14 protein-coding genes are annotated in these 19,121 nt (G+C 44.1%); 4 read left to right on the top strand and 10 right to left on the bottom strand.

Going from position 1 to position 19,121, the window contains the following annotated elements; genetic code table 11:
• Positions 1 to 71: 71 nt before the first annotated feature.
• Genes GSF04_RS09285 through GSF04_RS09275 form a run of 3 tightly spaced genes read left to right on the top strand, consistent with a single transcriptional unit; the run spans position 72 to position 5,705 of the window.
• On the top strand, positions 72 to 3,287 hold the full coding sequence (locus GSF04_RS09285) for a type I restriction endonuclease subunit R (RefSeq protein ID WP_211859346.1): 3,216 nt from the start codon (positions 72 to 74) through the stop codon (positions 3,285 to 3,287).
• A gap of 10 nt (positions 3,288 to 3,297) precedes the next feature.
• Positions 3,298 to 4,842 (top strand): AAA family ATPase, encoded by a 1,545-nt coding sequence (locus tag GSF04_RS09280; RefSeq protein WP_211859345.1) that lies wholly within the window; start codon positions 3,298 to 3,300, stop codon positions 4,840 to 4,842.
• A gap of 2 nt (positions 4,843 to 4,844) precedes the next feature.
• Positions 4,845 to 5,705, top strand: a complete 861-nt coding sequence (locus GSF04_RS09275) for a hypothetical protein (RefSeq protein WP_211859344.1) — start codon at positions 4,845 to 4,847, stop codon at positions 5,703 to 5,705.
• A 194-nt stretch (positions 5,706 to 5,899) separates the two neighbouring features.
• Here the strand turns inward: GSF04_RS09275 and gcvP are convergent, their stop codons facing one another.
• The 4 genes from gcvP to GSF04_RS09255 form a co-directional block, all read right to left on the bottom strand.
• Positions 5,900 to 8,800, bottom strand: a complete 2,901-nt coding sequence (gene gcvP / locus GSF04_RS09270; RefSeq protein ID WP_211859343.1) for an aminomethyl-transferring glycine dehydrogenase — start codon at positions 8,798 to 8,800, stop codon at positions 5,900 to 5,902.
• A 182-nt stretch (positions 8,801 to 8,982) separates the two neighbouring features.
• Positions 8,983 to 9,372 (bottom strand): glycine cleavage system protein GcvH, encoded by a 390-nt coding sequence (gene gcvH / locus GSF04_RS09265; RefSeq protein WP_039491974.1) that lies wholly within the window; start codon positions 9,370 to 9,372, stop codon positions 8,983 to 8,985.
• A gap of 76 nt (positions 9,373 to 9,448) precedes the next feature.
• Positions 9,449 to 10,531 (bottom strand): glycine cleavage system aminomethyltransferase GcvT, encoded by a 1,083-nt coding sequence (gene gcvT, locus GSF04_RS09260; protein WP_211859342.1) that lies wholly within the window; start codon positions 10,529 to 10,531, stop codon positions 9,449 to 9,451.
• A gap of 85 nt (positions 10,532 to 10,616) precedes the next feature.
• On the bottom strand, positions 10,617 to 11,192 hold the full coding sequence (locus tag GSF04_RS09255; RefSeq protein ID WP_211859341.1) for a hypothetical protein: 576 nt from the start codon (positions 11,190 to 11,192) through the stop codon (positions 10,617 to 10,619).
• Positions 11,193 to 11,321: 129 nt separating this feature from the next.
• On the opposite strand from GSF04_RS09255, the gene GSF04_RS09250 reads away from it, so the two are divergent.
• On the top strand, positions 11,322 to 12,167 hold the full coding sequence (locus tag GSF04_RS09250) for a LysR family transcriptional regulator (RefSeq protein WP_010370532.1): 846 nt from the start codon (positions 11,322 to 11,324) through the stop codon (positions 12,165 to 12,167).
• Positions 12,168 to 12,318: 151 nt separating this feature from the next.
• On the opposite strand, the gene GSF04_RS09245 is transcribed toward GSF04_RS09250, so the two are convergent.
• The 6 genes from GSF04_RS09245 to radA form a co-directional block, all read right to left on the bottom strand.
• The gene (locus tag GSF04_RS09245; RefSeq protein WP_211859340.1) at positions 12,319 to 13,488 is read right to left on the bottom strand and encodes an FAD-dependent monooxygenase; all 1,170 of its coding nucleotides are present in this window, start codon (positions 13,486 to 13,488) and stop codon (positions 12,319 to 12,321) included.
• 10 nt (positions 13,489 to 13,498) lie between these two features.
• Positions 13,499 to 14,671, bottom strand: coding sequence for a 2-octaprenyl-6-methoxyphenyl hydroxylase (gene ubiH / locus GSF04_RS09240; protein WP_211859339.1), 1,173 nt, complete (start codon positions 14,669 to 14,671; stop codon positions 13,499 to 13,501).
• A gap of 12 nt (positions 14,672 to 14,683) precedes the next feature.
• Positions 14,684 to 15,994, bottom strand: a complete 1,311-nt coding sequence (pepP, locus tag GSF04_RS09235) for a Xaa-Pro aminopeptidase (RefSeq protein WP_211859338.1) — start codon at positions 15,992 to 15,994, stop codon at positions 14,684 to 14,686.
• A gap of 2 nt (positions 15,995 to 15,996) precedes the next feature.
• Complete coding sequence (locus tag GSF04_RS09230) at positions 15,997 to 16,560, bottom strand: UPF0149 family protein (protein WP_026000986.1); 564 nt, start codon at positions 16,558 to 16,560, stop codon at positions 15,997 to 15,999.
• A 196-nt stretch (positions 16,561 to 16,756) separates the two neighbouring features.
• Positions 16,757 to 17,680: a DUF945 family protein gene (locus GSF04_RS09225; RefSeq protein ID WP_039491968.1), complete on the bottom strand. Its 924-nt coding sequence runs from the start codon at positions 17,678 to 17,680 to the stop codon at positions 16,757 to 16,759.
• 15 nt (positions 17,681 to 17,695) lie between these two features.
• On the bottom strand, positions 17,696 to 19,066 hold the full coding sequence (radA, locus tag GSF04_RS09220; RefSeq protein WP_010370516.1) for a DNA repair protein RadA: 1,371 nt from the start codon (positions 19,064 to 19,066) through the stop codon (positions 17,696 to 17,698).
• Positions 19,067 to 19,121: the final 55 nt, after the last annotated feature.

Raw genomic sequence — 19,121 nt, 5'->3', positions numbered from 1 at the left:
TAAGAAAGAACAATAACAAGCGCTCGGCTTCAAAAAGAAGCAAAAAAGCGTATTGAATGGAGTATCAATAAATGAGTTATGACTATTCTGAAGATGGATTGGTAGAAGCAGCCAGCGAAGAGGTATTGCTCGACCTGCAATGGCAGGTGACAACCGCCTGGCACAATGAAACGCTATCAACCAGTGATGACCGTAGTGACGGTTTGCTTGGTCGCGCCAATAAATCAGAAGTCATACTTATTCGTTACTTAAAACAAGCACTGGTTAAGTTGAACCCTGATTTACCAGATACGGCTTATCAAAATGCCATTGACCAAATCACCCAAGTTGAGGCCGATAAAAGCTTAGGAGCGATTAATAAAGCCAAGCACGAATTGCTAACCAAAGGCGTACAAGTAAGCTTTCAGGACGACAAAGGCAAACTGCATAAAAAACGCCTTAAGGTCTTTAACTTTAACGAGCCAACAGACAACCACTTCCTAGCGGTAAGGCAATTTGAAGTAGTGGGTAGACTTTATAATCGTCGCCCTGATATTGTTGGTTTTGTTAATGGTATTCCATTGGTGTTTTTTGAGTTAAAAGCCCATCACACCGATTTGCGCAACGCCTTTGAAGATAACCTAACTGATTACAAAGATACCATCCCAGAAGTGCTACACAGCAATTCCTTTATCATTTTAAGTAATGGTACGGATTCACGAGTAGGCACAGTAACCAGCCCTTATAAGTTCTTTTTAGAATGGAAACGTATTGAGGAAGACGACAAAGGCGAAGTTAGCCTAGATACCATTTTACGAGGCACCTGTGAGAAGCATCGCTTATTAGATTTGTTTGAAAACTTTGTACTGTTTGATGGCGAAGGTGACGACATTGTAAAAATCATGGCGAAAAACCACCAATTTATTGGTGTAAATAAAGTGGTTGAGCAAGCGAAAAACATTCAAGACTTAAAAGGTAAGCTTGGTGTTTTCTGGCATACCCAAGGCTCGGGTAAGTCCTATTCTATGGTGTTTATTTGCCAAAAAATCTTACGTAAATTTGGCAAGAGTTATACCTTCTTAATTGTGGTTGACCGTACCGAATTAGAGAACCAGTTATACGATACTTTTACTGGCTGTAGCGCAGTTACCGAAGAAAACGTGAGAGCGAAAAGCCGTGCTCATTTACGTGAACTGTTAAGTGAAAACCATCGTTATGTGTTTACTCTTATTCATAAATTCGCCATCGACAAAAAGAAAGAAACCGAATATCCGCTCATTACTGAGCGAGATAACATTATTGTTATCTCCGATGAAGCTCACCGAACTCAAGGTGGTACTTACGCTCAGAACATGCGATTTAAAGCCATACCTAATGCGTCTTTCTTGGGTTGTACAGGCACACCTTTAATTGCCGATGAAGTTGAACTGACGAAAAAAATCTTCGGTGGTTATGTTTCAGTCTATGACTTTAAAAAGGCGATGGATGATGGGGCAACACTGCCACTGCGTTATTTAAACCGTGGTGAAAAGCTCAATATTGAAAACCCAGATTTAGATGAGCGCATGGCAGAGATCATCAACAATGAAGATCTCGATACTGACCAAATCGCCAAGCTAAAACGAGAGTTTGCTAGAGACTATCCCATTCTCACATCTGATGATCGCTTAGATAAAATCGCTAAAGATTTGGTGTGGCACTTCAATGACCGAGGATATCAAGGTAAAGCGATGTTTGTTGCCCTTGATAAACCAACCGCTGTACGTATGTATAACTTGGTAATGAATTATTGGCCTGAGTACATTGAAGAACTCAAACAGCGCATTGACGATGCGGAAGATCAACAGGAAGAATTGGTCCTTAAAAAGCACCTTGCCCGTGTTGAAGAAACCGAAGTTTGCGTGGTGGTAAGTGGTGAGCAAAACGAAGTTAAGAAGTTTAAAGAGCTTGGTTTAGACATTGAAACTCATCGTAAAAAGATGGTGGAGCGAGATCTTGAAACGGAATTTAAAGATGAAGAGAACCCGTTTCGTTTAGCTATTGTTTGTGCCATGTGGATCACTGGCTTTGATGCGCCATGCGTATCGACAGTTTATCTAGATAAGCCAATTCAAGGTCACACTCTGATGCAGACAATTGCCCGTGCTAACCGTGTTTATGACGATGAAAAAGAAAATGGCTTAATTGTTGATTACGGCAATGTTTATACCCAGCTAGAAAAAGCCTATTCCGTTTATGGTGAAGGCGGCAAACCGACTTCGCCAGGTGGTAAAGGCAATGGTGGTGAAGAAAAGCCAGGCAACCCTGTAGAAAAGTTAGAGGAAATGGCAGAAGAGCTAAATGCAGCGATTCTAGCTGTAGCCAACTTCTTATCTGAAGTAGATTTTAACCTTGAAGATTTAGTGAATGCTAAAACGGCCATGGAGAGACTAGCTTCGCTTGGCAAAGCCGCTAATGCCGTGTGTCTCAATGAAACTACACGTACTCAATTTGAAGTGGCGGCTCGTGATGTTATGCGCAAATATAAAGCGCTTTATCCAGAAGAAATAGTTAAACAATTTATTCCTCGCTACAACGCTATCGAAGCAATCTACAACCAGCTCAATCAAAAGACTAAATCTGCCGACATTTCATCTGTCATGCGGAAGCTTCAACAAGAAGTCAGCATGAGCGTTAGCACCATTAAAAGTGAAGTTAGAGCAGACGACTATGTTGATCTTGGCAACTTAGATTTTGACAAATTAAGAAGAGCTTTTGCTAAATCAGAACAGAAAAATGCCGTTGTATTCGACCTTCAAGAAGCCATTGAAAAACAACTTGAAAAGATGGTTCGAGAAAATCCAATTCGCCTAGAATTTTACGAAAAATACAAACGTATTATTGACGAATACAACGAAGGCAAAGACATCCAAGCAGTGCAAAAAGCATTTGATGATCTAAATGACTTTATGCAAAACGATTTAAGCCCCGAACAAGAAAGAGCTATGCGTGAAGGCTTAGATGAAGAAACGTTAGCGATTTACGACTTATTGATAAAACCCTCGCTAACCAAAGCCGAAGAAAAAGAAGTTAAAAAAGTTGCCAAGGAAACACTTGAAAAACTTAAGGCAGAAAAGCTCAAAGTGGAACGCTGGCGTGAAAGTACGCAAGTTAGCTCACAAGTAAAAACCATGATCAAAGATAGCCTAGAGTGGCTACCACAAGCCCCTTACCCTGACGATGAGTTGGCCGACCTAAACCTTGTTGTTTATCAGCATGTTTATGCCAATTATCAAGGCGCTGGTAACAGTACATATGGGCAGTTTTAGAGATAAGCAAATGGAATTAACGTTTGAAAAAAGTAAACACGGAGCCTTCCCTCCACAAACTGGTAGGCTAACAGCTTTCTTGTGTGAAGATAATTGGGATGACTACTCATTTAAAACAAGTTTTTCACTCATCGTATTCGATGAAAATGGAGTTAGGCATAAAATCGGTAATCTAAAGCTTGGTATTGTTGGGTTTGAATCGGAGTGGGTCTCAGAGCAGTTACCGGATAGTTTTAGCGAGTTACCTGAAAAAGCTTTTACGCTCGGACAAGATGAAGAATACTACAAAAATATACGAAGATTGTTGAGCGAAGAGTTAGGAAATCAACTCTTAGATAAACTCAAAGACGTAGCGTATTTAAAATCGAGCTTTGATGTTGCGGTCAATGAGTATGTTTTTAAAACATCCTTGCTAAGGAACGTAAGTATTTCTGTAATCCATGGACAGTATTCAAGAATATTAAAAAATGAAGCCCCACTTACAGAGTTCAACTTTTCATATAAGAAGCAACAAACTGAAAAAGGCGCTCAAATAGATTTAAGCTTTAAAGTTACACCAGGCTCTTTTCCACCTAGCAATATTCACGTATTGATAGGTAGAAATGGGGTTGGTAAAACAACCCTTCTAAACAATATTGTTAGAAGTGTTATTGAGGAAGAAGCTGACCCTGCCGAAGTTGGTTCGATATTCATACAAACTAATTTTTGGCAAGAAACCGAACTCCCAAAAGACTATTTTAGCAGTATATCATCTGTATCATTTAGCGCATTTGATCCGTTCATCCCACCGACAGATAGATCCGATAGATCTTTAGGTACATGTTACTTCTACATTGGGCTTAAGAAGAGTGGAAATAATGTTTCAAATGAGTTGAAAGATATAGAACTACTAAGGAGTGACTTTGTTAATAGTTTAGCCGTTTGCTTTGGCCTAGATAGCAAGAAACAAAGATGGATAAGAGCTATTGAGACGTTAGAGTCTGATATAAACTTTGCTGAAATGAATCTCACACGCTTAGGTCAATTAAACAGAATCAGCGAAGTTAAAAAATCAGCATTCAACTTAGTAAGTAGAATGAGCTCAGGCCATACGATTGTTTTACTCACATTAACCAAGCTTATTGAAACAATAGAAGAGAAAACATTAGTCCTAATTGATGAGCCAGAAAGCCATTTACATCCACCGCTATTATCAGCATTTACAAGAGCCCTCTCTGATCTATTAGTAGATAGAAACGCTGTCGCTATCATTGCCACTCATTCACCCGTAGTGCTTCAAGAAATACCTAAAAGCTGCGTTTGGAAGTTGGAACGTACGAGAAATGAAGGGGTGTCATTTAGACCAGAAAATGAAACTTTTGGAGAAAATGTCGGTGTATTGACTCGTGAAGTATTTGGCTTAGAAGTCACAAAGTCCGGTTTTCATGCGTTATTAATCGAGTCAGTCGAAGAAGGAAAAACCTTTGATGAGATTGTAGATCTTTATGATGGCCAGTTAGGCTATGAAGGCCAAGCCATCCTCAGAGCTTTAATCGCGCATAAAGAGGTAGTTTAACAATGAGAGCTATTCCACTGCCTCAGTTAAATTTCACTGATGTATTAAATACATGTGTAGAAAGCATTAGTAACCAACTTTTAACTACAAGATTAAATGCTATCAATCCACAAATGAATAACGCTGTGCAAGATTTTGACGTTAAAGCTACCACTGCCAACTTATTCCAAATAATTCCTTTTGCTGGTGCTGATGCTGACATTGTCTCAGGGCGAGTAACTAAAGCAGAACTAAAAGGTCTATATACATTTCATTTAGTTCCTGCAACAAAGCCAGCTCGACAATATTATGATTATTTAATGATGCGAGCTCCTTTGCGTATTTGTCCATTTTGTGGATTTGGGCAAGTTGACACGTTAGATCACTATTTACCGAAAGCAAAGTTTCCACTGTTATCTATTCATCCAAACAATCTAGTTCCAAGTTGTACCCCTTGTAATAAAGGTAAAAGCGCAGGAATAGCAGCATCGAAGAATGAGCAAAGCTTACACCCTTATTTTGATCAAGGGCACTTTATCAATGATCAATGGTTGTTTGCAGAAGTCATAGAAACTAGTCCAGCTACAGTTAGATACTATGCTCACCCTCCAAACACTTGGAGTGCTGATGACAAAGCTAGAATTACCAACCATTTCAATGACTTTAAATTGGCACAACGTTTTTGTGTTCAAGCAGGTGAAGAGTTATCAAATTTACGTGGTGAGTTAGAAATTGACTTCCAAATTGGTCAGCAGACGGCTGTAGAGCAAGCCCTAATAAAAAAGCACTCTGGAGCATCACTACAACATAGAAACAGTTGGAGAACCGCTATGTATCAGGCTTTGATGCAAAACAATTGGTATTGCAGCGGTGGTTTTAAATAGCCGCCTGACAATGTCATTGAAGATGTGCTGTTACTATAAAAATTTTATTTTGCACAAAAGCAAAAAAGCGAACCATTTCTGGTTCGCTTTTTAATTTTTACTGATCTCTAAATTCAACTATCGGTTGCAAACTTTATTTGAGTTGCAAACTTAATTCCGATAGTTGCATTCTTTATTCGAGATCGACAAAACTCTTACGCATCGCGGTAAGTATCAACCGCTGGGCAAGAACAAATTAGGTTACGGTCGCCGTATACGTCGTCGATACGAGTTACCGTTGGCCAGAATTTGTCTTTTGCTACGCTTGGTACTGGGAATGCCGCTGCGAGGCGATCATATGCACGGTTCCAGTCGTTGCTTAATACGTCTGCTTGCGTGTGTGGTGCAAATACTAATGGGTTGTCTTCGATAGACCATTCGCCTGATGCAATCTTGTCGATTTCACCTTTGATAGAAACCATGGCTTCGATAAAGCGGTCGATTTCTACCTTAGACTCAGATTCCGTTGGCTCAACCATAAGTGTGCCCGCAACTGGGAACGACATTGTTGGTGAGTGGAAGCCGTAGTCTTGTAGACGCTTAGCCACGTCCATTTCGGTAATACCAGTGGCTTCTTTCAGTGGGCGAAGGTCAACAATACATTCGTGGGCAACACGGTCGTTACGGCCACGGTATAGAATTGGGAAGTGCTCGCTCAACTTGGCTGTTAGGTAGTTAGCGTTCACGATTGCCATTTCTGTTGCTTGTTTTAGGCCTTCGCTGCCCATCATCGCAATGTATGCCCACGAGATAGGTAGAATAGCCGCTGAGCCGTAAGGTGCCGCAGAAACCGCGCCGTTGCCTACGTTTGTACCTTCCACGTTGATCACGCTGTGGTTAGGCATAAATGGCGCTAGGTGCGATTTAACACCGATAGGACCAACACCTGGGCCACCGCCACCGTGTGGAATACAGAATGTTTTGTGTAGGTTTAAGTGTGATACGTCAGAGCCGATTGAACCTGGGCTAGTTACCCCAACCTGCGCGTTCATATTTGCGCCGTCCATGTATACTTGGCCGCCATGCTGGTGCACGATGTCGCATACTTCACGGATAGATTCTTCGTATACACCGTGTGTAGACGGGTAAGTGACCATGATGCACGATAGGTTTTCAGCTACATCTGCGGCTTTCGCGCGTAGGTCTTCCATATCGATGTTACCGTTTTTATCACAGTCAACCACAACCACTTTCATGCTTGCCATTTGTGCAGACGCTGGGTTTGTACCGTGCGCTGAACTTGGGATCAAACAGATGTTACGGTGGCCTTCACCGCGAGACTCATGGAACTTACGGATCGCGATAAGACCTGCGTATTCACCTTGTGCACCTGAGTTTGGCTGTAGTGATACTGCGTCGTAACCTGTGATGTTCACAAGCCAGTCGTGCAGCTCAGTCATCATGATCTTGTAACCTTGTGCTTGGTCGATTGGGCAGAACGGGTGTAGCTCTGCAAACTCAGGCCAAGTCACTGGGATCATTTCAGCGGTTGCGTTTAGCTTCATGGTACACGAGCCCAATGAGATCATTGAGTGGTTTAGTGCTAAATCTTTGTTTTCAAGACGCTTGATATAACGCAGCATCTCGGTTTCGCTGTGATAGCTGTTGAAGTTTGCGTGCGTTAAAATTTCGTCGTCGCGCACTAGGCTTGCAGGAATACCTGTGATGTTCTCGCCTGATACTTGTGCGTCTAGCGCATCTACATTTAGGCCGTGGTCGTCACCTAAAATGATGTCAAATAGCTCAGCTACGTCTGCACGCGTAGTAGTTTCGTTTACGGCAATTGAGTATTCGCCGTTGTGGTTAAGGGCAAAGTTTACGCCTTTTGCTACTGCACGCGCCACAACCGCTTGCTTGTCAGCGTCGTCCGCTTTAACAGTAATAGTGTCAAACCACGTATCGTGCTTAAGTGCCACGCCTTTTGCTTTAAGACCCGTTGCAAGAATGCTTGCAAGGCGATTAATACGCTCAGCGATGATCTTAAGACCTTGAGGACCATGGTAAACCGCGTAAAACGCAGCCATGTTCGCAAGTAACACCTGTGCAGTACAAATGTTTGAGTTGGCTTTTTCACGGCGGATATGCTGTTCACGAGTTTGCATCGCCATACGTAGTGCGTCGTTACCTAAACGGTCTTTAGACACACCAATAATACGGCCTGGTAGTGAACGCTTGTAAGCATCACGCGTAGCAAAGAATGCAGCATGTGGACCGCCGTAACCCATAGGTACACCAAAACGCTGTGCAGAACCAAGCACTACGTCTGCGCCTAGTTTACCAGGTGCTTTAAGTAGCATTAAGCTCATGATGTCTGCGGCAACACAGGCAATCGCTTTTTTGTCTTGTACTTGTGCGATTAGGTCAGTAACGTCAACCACTTCACCTGATGTTGTTGGATATTGGAATAGCGCACCAAAAATCTCGTGGTTAGCAGCGTCGCTAGCAGGACCTACTACTACTTCAAAACCAAACTGCTCAGCACGCGTAGATACTACATCGATAGTTTGTACGTGTACGTCGTCGGCAATAAAGAAGATGTTTGCTTTTTTCGCTTTAGATACACGTTTTGCAAGCGCCATTGCTTCTGCCGCTGCGGTGGATTCGTCAAGTAGTGATGCACTGGCTAAGTCTAGGCCGGTAATGTCCATAGTCAGCGTTTGGAAGTTAAGTAGTGATTCCAAGCGACCTTGCGCAATCTCTGGCTGATAAGGGGTGTAAGCCGTGTACCAACCCGGATTCTCAAGTACGTTACGTAGGATAACGTGAGGTACGTGCGTTGGGTGGTAGCCTTGACCGATATAAGATTTGAAAACCTTGTTTTTGCTTGCTACTGATTTCAGGTAGCTTAGGGTTTCCACTTCTGTGCGGCTTTCACCGATCTGTAAGCCCTCTTCTAAACGAATTGAAGCAGGTACAGTTTGACCGATCAGCTCTTCAACACTAGATACTCCAAGAGCGCTTAGCATCTCACTCACCTGTGCTGGGCTTGGCCCGATATGGCGGCGGATAAAATCTTGCTTTTGCTCTAACTGTTCAAGAGATTTGGCGTTTGACATTAGTCCAGGTTCCTATGATCCAAATGAAAAAGGTGAATACTGTTTTTATCTAAATGAGATACCTTGGTAACGGCAGTATTCTAAAAACGTTGGCATGATCTCGTCATACCTTGAGCAAGCACCCTTGCCCAAAAAGCAACAATAAAAGCCCCTAAAAAGGGGCTTTTATTACTATCAACAAATTAGTCTTCGTCGATTGAATTTGCGTAGCCTTCAGCGTCTAGTAGATTGTCTAGCTCAGACTCATCAGACGCTTTAATTTTGAACAACCAACCGTCACCGTAAGCATCGTTGTTTACAGTTTCAGGCGCATCTTCTAGGTCTTCGTTGATTTCAACGATAGTGCCGCCGATTGGTGCATAGATGTCTGACGCTGCTTTTACAGACTCAGCTACCGCACAGTCTTCACCCGCGTCAACTTCATCATCTACGTCTGGTAATTCAACGAATACCATGTCGCCTAGAAGTTCTTGTGCGTGCTCAGTGATACCAACAGTATATATGCCGTCACCTTCAGCGCGAACCCACTCGTGTGAAGTAGCGTACTTTAACTCGCTAGGAATGTTGCTCATTTTTTTGTTCCTTTGGTCGGTTGCGATGTCACCCCGTGAGCGACATCAATGTTATTCTATTTATTATCTATAAAAACTAGATAATTGACTTGCCGTTACGAACGAAGCTTGGCTTAACTACTTTAACATCAACTAGCTTCTTACGCATTTCAACTTGTGCAGTCTCGCCAATTGAACGAGGTACACGCGCAAGCGCTACACTGAAGCCTAAAGTTGGTGAGAATGTACCAGAAGTGATAACACCTTCGCCACCTTCTACGATAACTTTAGAACCACCACGTATTACGCCTTTGCTTTCTAGGACTAAACCTACCAGCTTATCAGTGCTTTGCTCTGCACGCTGTTTAGTGATAGCTGCACGACCGATAAAGTCACGCTCTTCTGGCTCCCATGCAATTGTCCATGCCATGTTCGCTGCAAGTGGAGACACCGTTTCGTCCATGTCTGAGCCGTAAAGGTTCATGCCCGCTTCTAAACGTAGCGTATCACGTGCACCTAGGCCAGCTGGACGCACACCTGCGTCTAATAATTTTTGCCATAAGTCCGCCGCACCATCGTTGTGTACTACGATCTCATAACCCTCTTCACCAGTGTAGCCAGTTGTTGCGATAAATAGGTCGCCAGCTTGCACACCAAAGAATGGCTTCATGCCTGCAACAGCCGCTTGTTGTTGTTCGTCTAGGATAGTTGCTGTTTTTGCTTTTGCGTTTGGACCTTGTACCGCAATCATCGCGTACTCAGGACGCTCAGTAACTGTGACTTCAAAATCAGCTGCTACCGCACCGATATGTGCAAGGTCTTTTTCGCGTGTTGCAGAGTTAACTACTAGGCGATATTGCGTTTCAGTGAAGAAGTAAATGATAAGGTCATCAATTACACCGCCCTGCTCATTTAGCATGCCTGTGTATAGCGCCTTACCAGCCACAGTAAGCTTAGCTACATCGTTTGCAACTAGCTTTTGTAAAAATGCCTTTGCGTCTACACCTTCGATATCAACAATCGTCATGTGTGAAACGTCAAACATGCCCGCATCTTGACGCACCGCGTGGTGCTCTTCAATTTGTGAGCCATAATTGATTGGCATTTCCCAACCGTGGAAGTCTACCATTTTCGCGCCAGCTTCTAGGTGCTTCGCGTGTAGTACTGTTTTAGAAGTCATACTTATCCTTCACTTTTTTACTCAGCCACCATCGGTTGGCGCTGAGGGGGTTATTGTTATCGCGCTTACGATAACTGCACGGAATTTATGAAACGAGTTTAAAACCAGCGTCAGTGAGCGTCGTTTGCCACTTATCTAATACAGCAGCTTGCGCAATCAACTGATACTGTTGCTGTTCGTCCACCAGCAAGGTCGTAATAAATACTTCACCGCTTTGCTTGCCATAGCAGGCATTTTTATCTGAGATCCTAAGGCCTGGCGTTAATGTAAAGTCGTTAACTAAACGCTCAAACGCAAGCTCACCGCTTATGGTGGCAGCAACTAAGTCGTGACGACGTACCAGTTCAATATCGAACTCATCGGCATGGCTATCAATCAGTGTTGCCAGCTCAGCGGCTGCGCTTTCACTTACAACAAAACGGTAAGCCGTTTCACTAAAATAGTACACGGCAAAATTTTCGCCACTGTCTAGTTTGCCTTGAAAACCTAAGCCCGGTGCCATTAACTTATTCAAGTTAAGTGCAAGAATTTGGCTTAAGAAAGGCGTGGTCTCAAAGCCGCTGAAATCAAGTACAACAACAGCATCAGTTGGCATGTAATGGTTTTGCGCCGGAACACTGCCCTGACGGTGCTTTGCAAAGATAATTGGCGTGACGCTCATGGCACTACCTTAGTGAAATTTCGATGAGCAAAAGTATAAGGATGCGCAAACTCAACAACAAATTGTATTTACTTATCAATTGATAAATAATATTAATGTACTTGGGTTTTATAAATTGCATTTCCTTATATGAAAAACTTATCAATTGATGGATTAAGAACGCTGGTCACTGTGGTTGATGTTGGTGGATTTGCCAAGGCTGGTGAACTGCTTGGCTTATCTCAACCTGCTGTTAGCTTGCAAATCAAACGTTTAGAAGACATGCTAGGTTGCAAGCTGTTTAAAAAACAGGGCCAAAGGCAGGTGTTGAATCAGTATGGTGAGCTACTTTTGCCCCTAGCCAAACAAATGCTGCAGCAGAACGACGCAATTATTCAGCAATTTACCTCAGAGAGTGTGACAGGCCGAGTACGTTTAGGCATTCCAAGTGAGTTTGCAGCACGGATCTTACCTTCTATTATTGGTGATTTCGTTTCTTTATATCCTGATGTTGCATTAGAAGTTAAATCAAGATTGAGTAAACACTTACTTTCTGTAGTAAGGCAAGACCAGTTTGATTTGGTGCTAGCGCTTAACGAAGAACTCTCATCCTCTAAATATCCAGTCTTTATGCAGGATCAATTAGTTTGGGTTGGCGATTTATCGCTTGCGCAGCATTCGGTTGTCACTTTAGTCACCGCACCAGAGGGCTGTATTTATCGCCGCCGCGCTATCGAGGCGTTGCAGCAAGCTGGATTACAATACCGTATCGTATATAGCAACGCCGACTTAACCGGCCTAACCGCCGCACTAAAAGAGGGACTCGGGATCACCGTACTGGCCAAAAGCACCGTGCCAGCAGAGCTGCCTTATCAGACCCAAACCCAAATATTACCCGAACTCGGCCAAATCGGTATCAGCCTAGTAAAAAACACCCAAGAATCCGCCCACGCCGTTGATAAACTCGCTGAGTTTATTGCATTGAGGTTAGGTTAAGAGATCGCGGGGTAAACCAGCTCCAACCTGCAACATAAAACCTCTGTGGGAGACGCTTTACGCGGCGAGGTTGTTGAAAAGATCGCGATGTAAAATCGCTCCTACCAACAACATAAAACCTCTGTGGGAGCCGCTTTATGCGGCGATCTTTTTATTTACCGCCTATCGCTTCTTTGGCGAACAAATGCTTGATTGGGCCGAGGTTGTCGACCAAGCTCAGGCCCACACCGCGTACTAGCTTTTTCAACGGGTGATTGCCTTCAAACAGTTCTTTAAGCCCTTGCATCATGGCAATATGCTTTTGGGCATCTGCTTTTCTGCTCCGCTCATATTGACGCAGTATCCGTGTGCTGGCAAATTGCTCTTGCGGTGCTGACAACAAGGTGATCAGATACGCAGCGTCTTTTAGTCCTAAATTCATGCCAAGGCCTGCAAGCGGGTGAATGGTATGTGCCGCGTCGCCCATTAAAACGATCCGCCCGTGCACCCATTGTTTTGCATAGCGCATAGTCAAAGGAAAAACATGTCTTTCGCTAATCAATTCACACACACTGCACTGCATATCAATTGCAGCACTCAACGCTTTATTAAAAGCCTCGACCGGCATGGCTTGTAGCTGCTTTGCTTTATCCGGTGCGGTAGACCATACAATTGAATGAGTATATGGGTCATCAAGCGGCAAAAAGGCCAACGGTCCATCAGGGAGGAACACTTGTCTTGCTGTTGCATCATGTGGCGCTGCGGTTTTTATCGTTGCAACCAGCGCATGGTGATCATAATCCCAATACGTGATTGGCATATTAAACTGCTGGCGAATAGCCGAACGTGCGCCATCAGCCGCCACCACTAGTTTCGCCATCACAGGTTCACCAGTCGCTAAGGTTAGCAACACATCGGTGTCTGTTTGGTGCAAGCTTTGGTATTTTGTGTTCCACATCAGTTTGGCAGACTGCTGTGCTTCAAGTGCTGTTAACAACGCATAGCGAATGGCGTCGTTTTCAATGATGTGACCAAGCTCAGGTAAGTCTAACGAGACATTATCAAAGGCGATTTTACCAAAGCTGTCTTTATCGCGTACATCCATACGAGTATATGCCGCGGCGCGCTGCGCTTTAATATCAGGCCACACGCCCAAGCGCTCAAATAAAGCCTGACTTGCAGCGCTTATCGCGCTCACGCGTGCGCTGTATTCTTGTGCCAATGGTGTTGGCTTTTCACCACTGTCTAGCACTAATACCGAGATATTTTGCTGCGCAAGCCCTAGCGCCAGCGTTAAACCAACACATCCACCACCAACAATACAAACTTGAACTTGTTGCATGCCAACTCCTTTATCCTTTATATCCCATCAATTGCTTGGCCAGCGGCGCTCTTGCTGTTTTGGACAGCGCCATGGTGAGTAGACCTAAACTACGGCCTAAGGCTAAGGTTCTTGATGAGTTTGAAAATAGTCGAACGAGCACATCGGTTAATGTCATCACCGTATTAATATCTTGCGCTCGCGCCAGTTGATAAGCACGCGTAAATTGAAAACTTCCCCACTCATCAAGCACGTTCGCCTGACATTGTGAGGTTAGTACTTGAATATCTCGTAGACCTAAATTAAAGCCCTGTCCTGCAATGGGATGAATGGCATGCGCCGCATTGCCAATCACCACCACGCGATGATGTGTGAGTTGCTCTACTCGCCCAAGCACCAGCGGATAGCTTGCTCTCATACCCACTTGCACAAAGCGCCCGGCGCGATAACCAAAGGCTTGCTGCAATGCAGCTAAAAACTCGTGTGCTGCCATCGCTTCAAACTCGCTGAGTTGCTCATTTGGCATACACCACACCAGTGAATAGCGATTATCACTCATTGGCAACAGTGCCATCGGGCCATGTTCGGTAAAACGCTCGAACGCCTGACCGCCATGAGCCGTGTCGATTTGCACATTGGCAATCAATGCGCCTTGCTCGTAGCCTATGCTATCAAAGCCAATATTGAGCTTAGCCCGCGTGGGAGATTGCGCACCATCCGCAACAACCAATAATCGGCTTTGTAATTGCTCACCATTATCGAGGGTCAGTTCAACCTGCTCTGGTTGTTGATGTATATGCGCCACTTGGTTCGGACAAAACAGTGCAATATCAAGATTGCTCAACTGCTCGTGTAAAAAGCTGCCATAGGGATTGACTTCAACTACATAGCCTAACGCTTTTTGGTTGTAGTCTTCAGGGTTTATCCACGCTTTACCAAAGTGACCTCTGTCTGAAACATTCACTTGTGTGATTGGCTCAACGTACTGCCACTCGGGATTAAATAGATTTAGCTCGCCCAAAAATGCGACCGACTGCGCAGCAAGCGCAATACTACGGTCGTCGAAACTTGGATGCTGTTTACCTTTTGGCGCAAAGGCTTCAATAACCGCAATCTTTGCCTGCGGAGAGACTTTTTTTATGGCGATGGCGGCGCTGGCTCCTGCCATACCACCACCAACCACGACGACATCAAACTGTTGCACGCAAAGTGTCCACTAGTTATTCATTAATGCTTCTATTTCTGCGATGGTTTTTGGCACCAGTGCGGTTAAATTTTCATAACCTGACTCGGTGACCAACAGATCATCTTCGATACGAATGCCAATTCCTTTATACTCGTCAGGAACTTGCGCATCTTCGTCAAAATACAGACCCGGCTCAATGGTAAGTACCATGCCAGGTTCAAATGGACGATCCGCTTCATCTAACTTGTATTCACCGACATCATGAACATCAAGACCTAGCCAATGACCTAATCCATGCATGTAAAATGCTTTGCATGCCTGCGCTTCTACGAGTTCATTAACGTCGCCCGCAAGAATGCCTAAATCTACTAGCCCTTGAGTCAATACGGTCATCGCCACTTGATTGGCTTTGACTAATGTACCACCCGGTTTTACTTCACCAAAGGCCGCATTTTGCGCCGCCAATACCAACTCATAAATCTTACGCTGCGCATCAGTAAACTGGCCGTTTACAGGGAAAGTGCGAGTTATATCAGCCGCATAGCCTTCAAGTTCACAACCCGAATCAATCAGTACTAAGTCGCCGTCCTGTAGCACATCACAGTTGTCGGTGTAGTGTAAAATCGTCGCATTAATGCCGCTGCCAACAATGGTGCCATAGGCTGGGTGACGCGCACCGTTCATTGCATAATGATGATGAATTTCGGCTTCAAGCTGGTATTCCGTTGCGCCCGGCTTGGCAAACTGCATCGCGCGTTTGTGCGCCTCAGCACTAATTCTGCCCGCTTCGCGCATGATGGCGATTTCAGCATCCGATTTAAATAAGCGCATTTCATGGACGAGTGGGCGAATATCTTTGATTATCTCAGGGGCACGATAGCCCTTTTTCGGTGCGCCACGCAATGTACTTAGCAACTGCCAAACCTTATCATCAAAGGCGTTATATGTGCCTTGCCCGTAGAATAATACCTTGCGACCATTCACGAGATTTAATAGCTCGTCGTCTAAGTCACTCAGCGCAAAGGTTTGGTCAAGTTCAAGTTGCGATTTAGCTTGCTCATAGCCCATCCGGCGACCATGCCAAATCTCAGCAACCTTATCTTTATTACGACAAAACAGCGTAGACTGCGCATTGCCGTCTCTGTCTTTCGTAAGCACCAAAACCGCATCCGGCTCTTTAAATCCCGTCAGGTAAAAAAAGTCGCTATCTTGGCGAAACGGAAATTCGGTGTCGCGGCTACGGGTTAACTCTACGGCCGCAGGAATAATCGCTACGGCATTGTTATCTAGTGCCGCAATAAGACGCGCACGGCGTGCTACAAACTCGCTGTTTTTTATCATAATTAATGTATCGTCTTTGATGTGCTAACGGACTGGGGCTCTTTACCCATTTCGGCAAAGCATAACAGTGTAGAAACACGCACATATTCTACCACTTCGAGCAGTGCTTCTTTATCATCGTTGCTGTCTTCAAAACCAGTATCAAGCTTAGTTATTTCGCTAAAATCGTTAATCACTTCTTTAACATCAGCAGATAACTTACCGTAATCTTTTTGCTTTAAACCAAAGCCCAGTAAAAAGCCTGATACCCAAGCAATCAGTGCGTTAGCTTGGTCATGTAATGATTCGTCCTCTGGCGGCAAGTAAAGTTCAAACTGGAACTCGCCGTCGTTAAAGTGCTCGGCAACTTGTTTATATAAATCGATGCAAAACTCTCTAATTGGCGCTGAAAATTTTTGACCGTCGTTAAATACGTCACTCAATAACCCTAAATACTCTGAATCTTCAATATTCAGACCACAGGCCAATAGCCCAGAAATGGTGCCGTGAACTTCAGCAGGGGCAATAAATAGTTCGTGTTTTTCTAATAGCAATTGAGCTTGCTGGTAGTCTTTGAATTCGCTCATAAATACATTCCCAAGCAATTTATACTCCAATGCTACCACCGCAGCCTTTGCAACTCCAACGAATTGTATGATCAACCTCAAGGCTGCTTTAGATTTCATCAATTTAGTGAAATAGATATAGCGAATGAATGGGTGTGTAAGAGGTGGAGGGATTGCAGAGCAAGTCCACAATCCCGTTAAACTAGCTGGATTGGCTTTACTTACCGCTTGCGTTGATCTTGATAAGTTCAGACAGCGTTTCTGGATTTTGTGCCATAGCCAAAGATAGCTGTTGCCCAAGCGCCATCATATTTTGGCTTTGTGGTACGGTCACAGAAATTGACAAAGACTCCATTCCAGATACAAAACCCGTGATTGCATCTTTTAATTCTTGCGGCATCGGTGAATACATTAACTGCTGTGCTGTCACCGCTTCAAAGTCATCTTTGGTCATTCCTTGCTGTGCAAGTTCAGCTTCTATGAATTGAGGCAAGGTGCCTGCATTGTCAATATTCACAGCCAGCGATTTTAATTCGAGCGATTGCATTGCTGTCATCATTTGCGACTGTACTTGAAGCTCTTGCTCAAGGTTTGGTGTATCGCCTTGAATTTTTGACGCCGCTAATGAAGCATCCATAAAGGCCTTACTATTTCCAAACGCAGCGTTAAAAGAGGTTTTTACAATACCTTCTGCCGACGTTGCGAATTTCACCTCGCTGGCGCCAGATGCATCGTCATAGGCAAGACTTGTTTTTAAATGATAAGTTGCATTGACCAGCTCCGGCGACATCCCTTGGGTAAACTCTGCTGCTTCTTTTGCTAATTTTAAACCAACTAGGTCAAGTTCAGTATAGGGGCTGATTTTGTCTTGCTCGTAGCCGACAATATTGAGCTTATCGATGGTAAATAATGTTATTTTCTCATCAGGCTGTGAGATCGTTAAATCGGTAATTTCTACACCGCGAGAAAATAAATCAACTGAGCTATTTGCAAAACTCACCGTAAGGCCACTTTGCTGTTCAAAACTTGAGATTTGCTTGGTGATCTCTTGTTTCACTTGCTCATTGACATAATAGTTTGCGCCAACATACCCTGCGCCTGCTAACACCACAACGGCAACTGCTAATGTGGACTTATTCATATTTCACTCCATTATTTAAAAAAGTGCCTCAAGCGCTTCGCTAAGGCTGGAGACGGCAACAATTTCCATCCCTTCAATATTTTCTTTTGGTTTATTTGCTTTTGGTACAATTGCTCTTGTAAATCCATGCTTAGATGCTTCACGCAACCGCTCTTGCCCACTTGGCACAGGGCGGATCTCACCTCCTAACCCCACCTCACCAAATACCACCAGCTGCCTGTCTAACGTTTGGTTTTTAAAGCTTGAAACCAGTGCGGCTATTAAGGCTAAATCAGCGCTGGTTTCGGTCACTTTGACACCGCCTACAACGTTTACAAACACATCTTGATCCGACACCTGCAAACCGCCGTGACGATGCAATACCGCAAGTAACATGGCTAAACGATTTTGTTCCAAACCAACAGTGACGCGACGCGGGTTGGCGAGCTGTGAATAGTCGACTAGTGCTTGGACTTCCACGAGTAATGGTCGCGTACCTTCCCAAATAACCATGACTAATGAGCCTGGTGTTTGCGCTTCACCACGATTTAAGAAAATAGCCGAAGGATTGTTTACTTCCTTTAAGCCCTGGCTTGTCATAGCAAACACACCCAACTCGTTTACAGCACCAAAACGGTTTTTATTGCCACGTAATGTTCTAAAGCGACTGTCGGCACTGCCTTCCAGTAAAATGGAGCAGTCAATACAATGCTCCAGCACCTTAGGACCGGCCAGTGTACCATCTTTAGTTACATGCCCCACCATAATAATGGCAACCTGATTGGTTTTGGCAAAACGCGTCAAATAAGCAGCGCTTTCACGTACTTGAGAAACCGACCCGGGTGCCGATTGGATATCACTCATATGCATTACTTGAATTGAGTCGATAACCATAATACTTGGCTTTTCACGTAGCGCGAGCTGACAAATCGTCTCAACATTGGTTTCTGCGAGTGTTTTAAGCTTATTTGTAGGCAGCCCCAATCGTGTCGCACGCATGGCAACTTGTTGCAGCGACTCTTCACCAGTGACATACAAAGTGTTCATGGTTTCGGCAAGGCGACACATAGTTTGCAGCAACACCGTACTTTTACCAGCGCCGGGGCTACCACCAATTAATATTGCACTTCCCGGTACAACACCACCACCAAGTACACGGTCAAACTCTTTAAAGCCTGTTGAAAATCTAGGTAATTGCTCTAGGTTAACTTCATCTAAGGTTTGTACTTTAGCTTCAACAAGACCGGCATAACCTGACGTTGAACCGCCTTGAGGGACTGATTTTGCTGATGGAACGCGAAATTCCGTTACGGTATTCCATGCCTTACACTCCGAGCATTGGCCTTGCCAACGCGCGAATTCGGCACCACAATCGCTACATACAAATGCTGTTTTCTTTTTTGCCATAAATTACAGGTATATATCTTGCTTAAACACAATAATAGGTTAAGAATAAACTAAT

Origin of the sequence: Pseudoalteromonas sp. A22, from assembly GCF_018141345.1 — a bacterium.
Classification (GTDB): Bacteria; Pseudomonadota; Gammaproteobacteria; order Enterobacterales; family Alteromonadaceae; genus Pseudoalteromonas; species Pseudoalteromonas maricaloris.
This window is presented reverse-complemented; position numbering and strand designations above follow the sequence as displayed.

Excerpts from the sequence above, each read along its gene's own strand:
- GSF04_RS09285 (WP_211859346.1), top strand. The coding sequence starts at position 72 with ATGAGTTATGACTATTCTGAAGATGGATTGGTAGAAGCAGCCAGCGAA.
- GSF04_RS09280 (WP_211859345.1), top strand. The coding sequence starts at position 3,298 with ATGGAATTAACGTTTGAAAAAAGTAAACACGGAGCCTTCCCTCCACAA.
- GSF04_RS09275 (WP_211859344.1), top strand. The coding sequence starts at position 4,845 with ATGAGAGCTATTCCACTGCCTCAGTTAAATTTCACTGATGTATTAAAT.
- gcvP (WP_211859343.1), bottom strand. The coding sequence starts at position 8,800 with ATGTCAAACGCCAAATCTCTTGAACAGTTAGAGCAAAAGCAAGATTTT.
- gcvH (WP_039491974.1), bottom strand. The coding sequence starts at position 9,372 with ATGAGCAACATTCCTAGCGAGTTAAAGTACGCTACTTCACACGAGTGG.
- gcvT (WP_211859342.1), bottom strand. The coding sequence starts at position 10,531 with ATGACTTCTAAAACAGTACTACACGCGAAGCACCTAGAAGCTGGCGCG.
- GSF04_RS09255 (WP_211859341.1), bottom strand. The coding sequence starts at position 11,192 with ATGAGCGTCACGCCAATTATCTTTGCAAAGCACCGTCAGGGCAGTGTT.
- GSF04_RS09250 (WP_010370532.1), top strand. The coding sequence starts at position 11,322 with ATGAAAAACTTATCAATTGATGGATTAAGAACGCTGGTCACTGTGGTT.
- GSF04_RS09245 (WP_211859340.1), bottom strand. The coding sequence starts at position 13,488 with ATGCAACAAGTTCAAGTTTGTATTGTTGGTGGTGGATGTGTTGGTTTA.
- pepP (WP_211859338.1), bottom strand. The coding sequence starts at position 15,994 with ATGATAAAAAACAGCGAGTTTGTAGCACGCCGTGCGCGTCTTATTGCG.
- GSF04_RS09230 (WP_026000986.1), bottom strand. The coding sequence starts at position 16,560 with ATGAGCGAATTCAAAGACTACCAGCAAGCTCAATTGCTATTAGAAAAA.
- GSF04_RS09225 (WP_039491968.1), bottom strand. The coding sequence starts at position 17,680 with ATGAATAAGTCCACATTAGCAGTTGCCGTTGTGGTGTTAGCAGGCGCA.
- radA (WP_010370516.1), bottom strand. The coding sequence starts at position 19,066 with ATGGCAAAAAAGAAAACAGCATTTGTATGTAGCGATTGTGGTGCCGAA.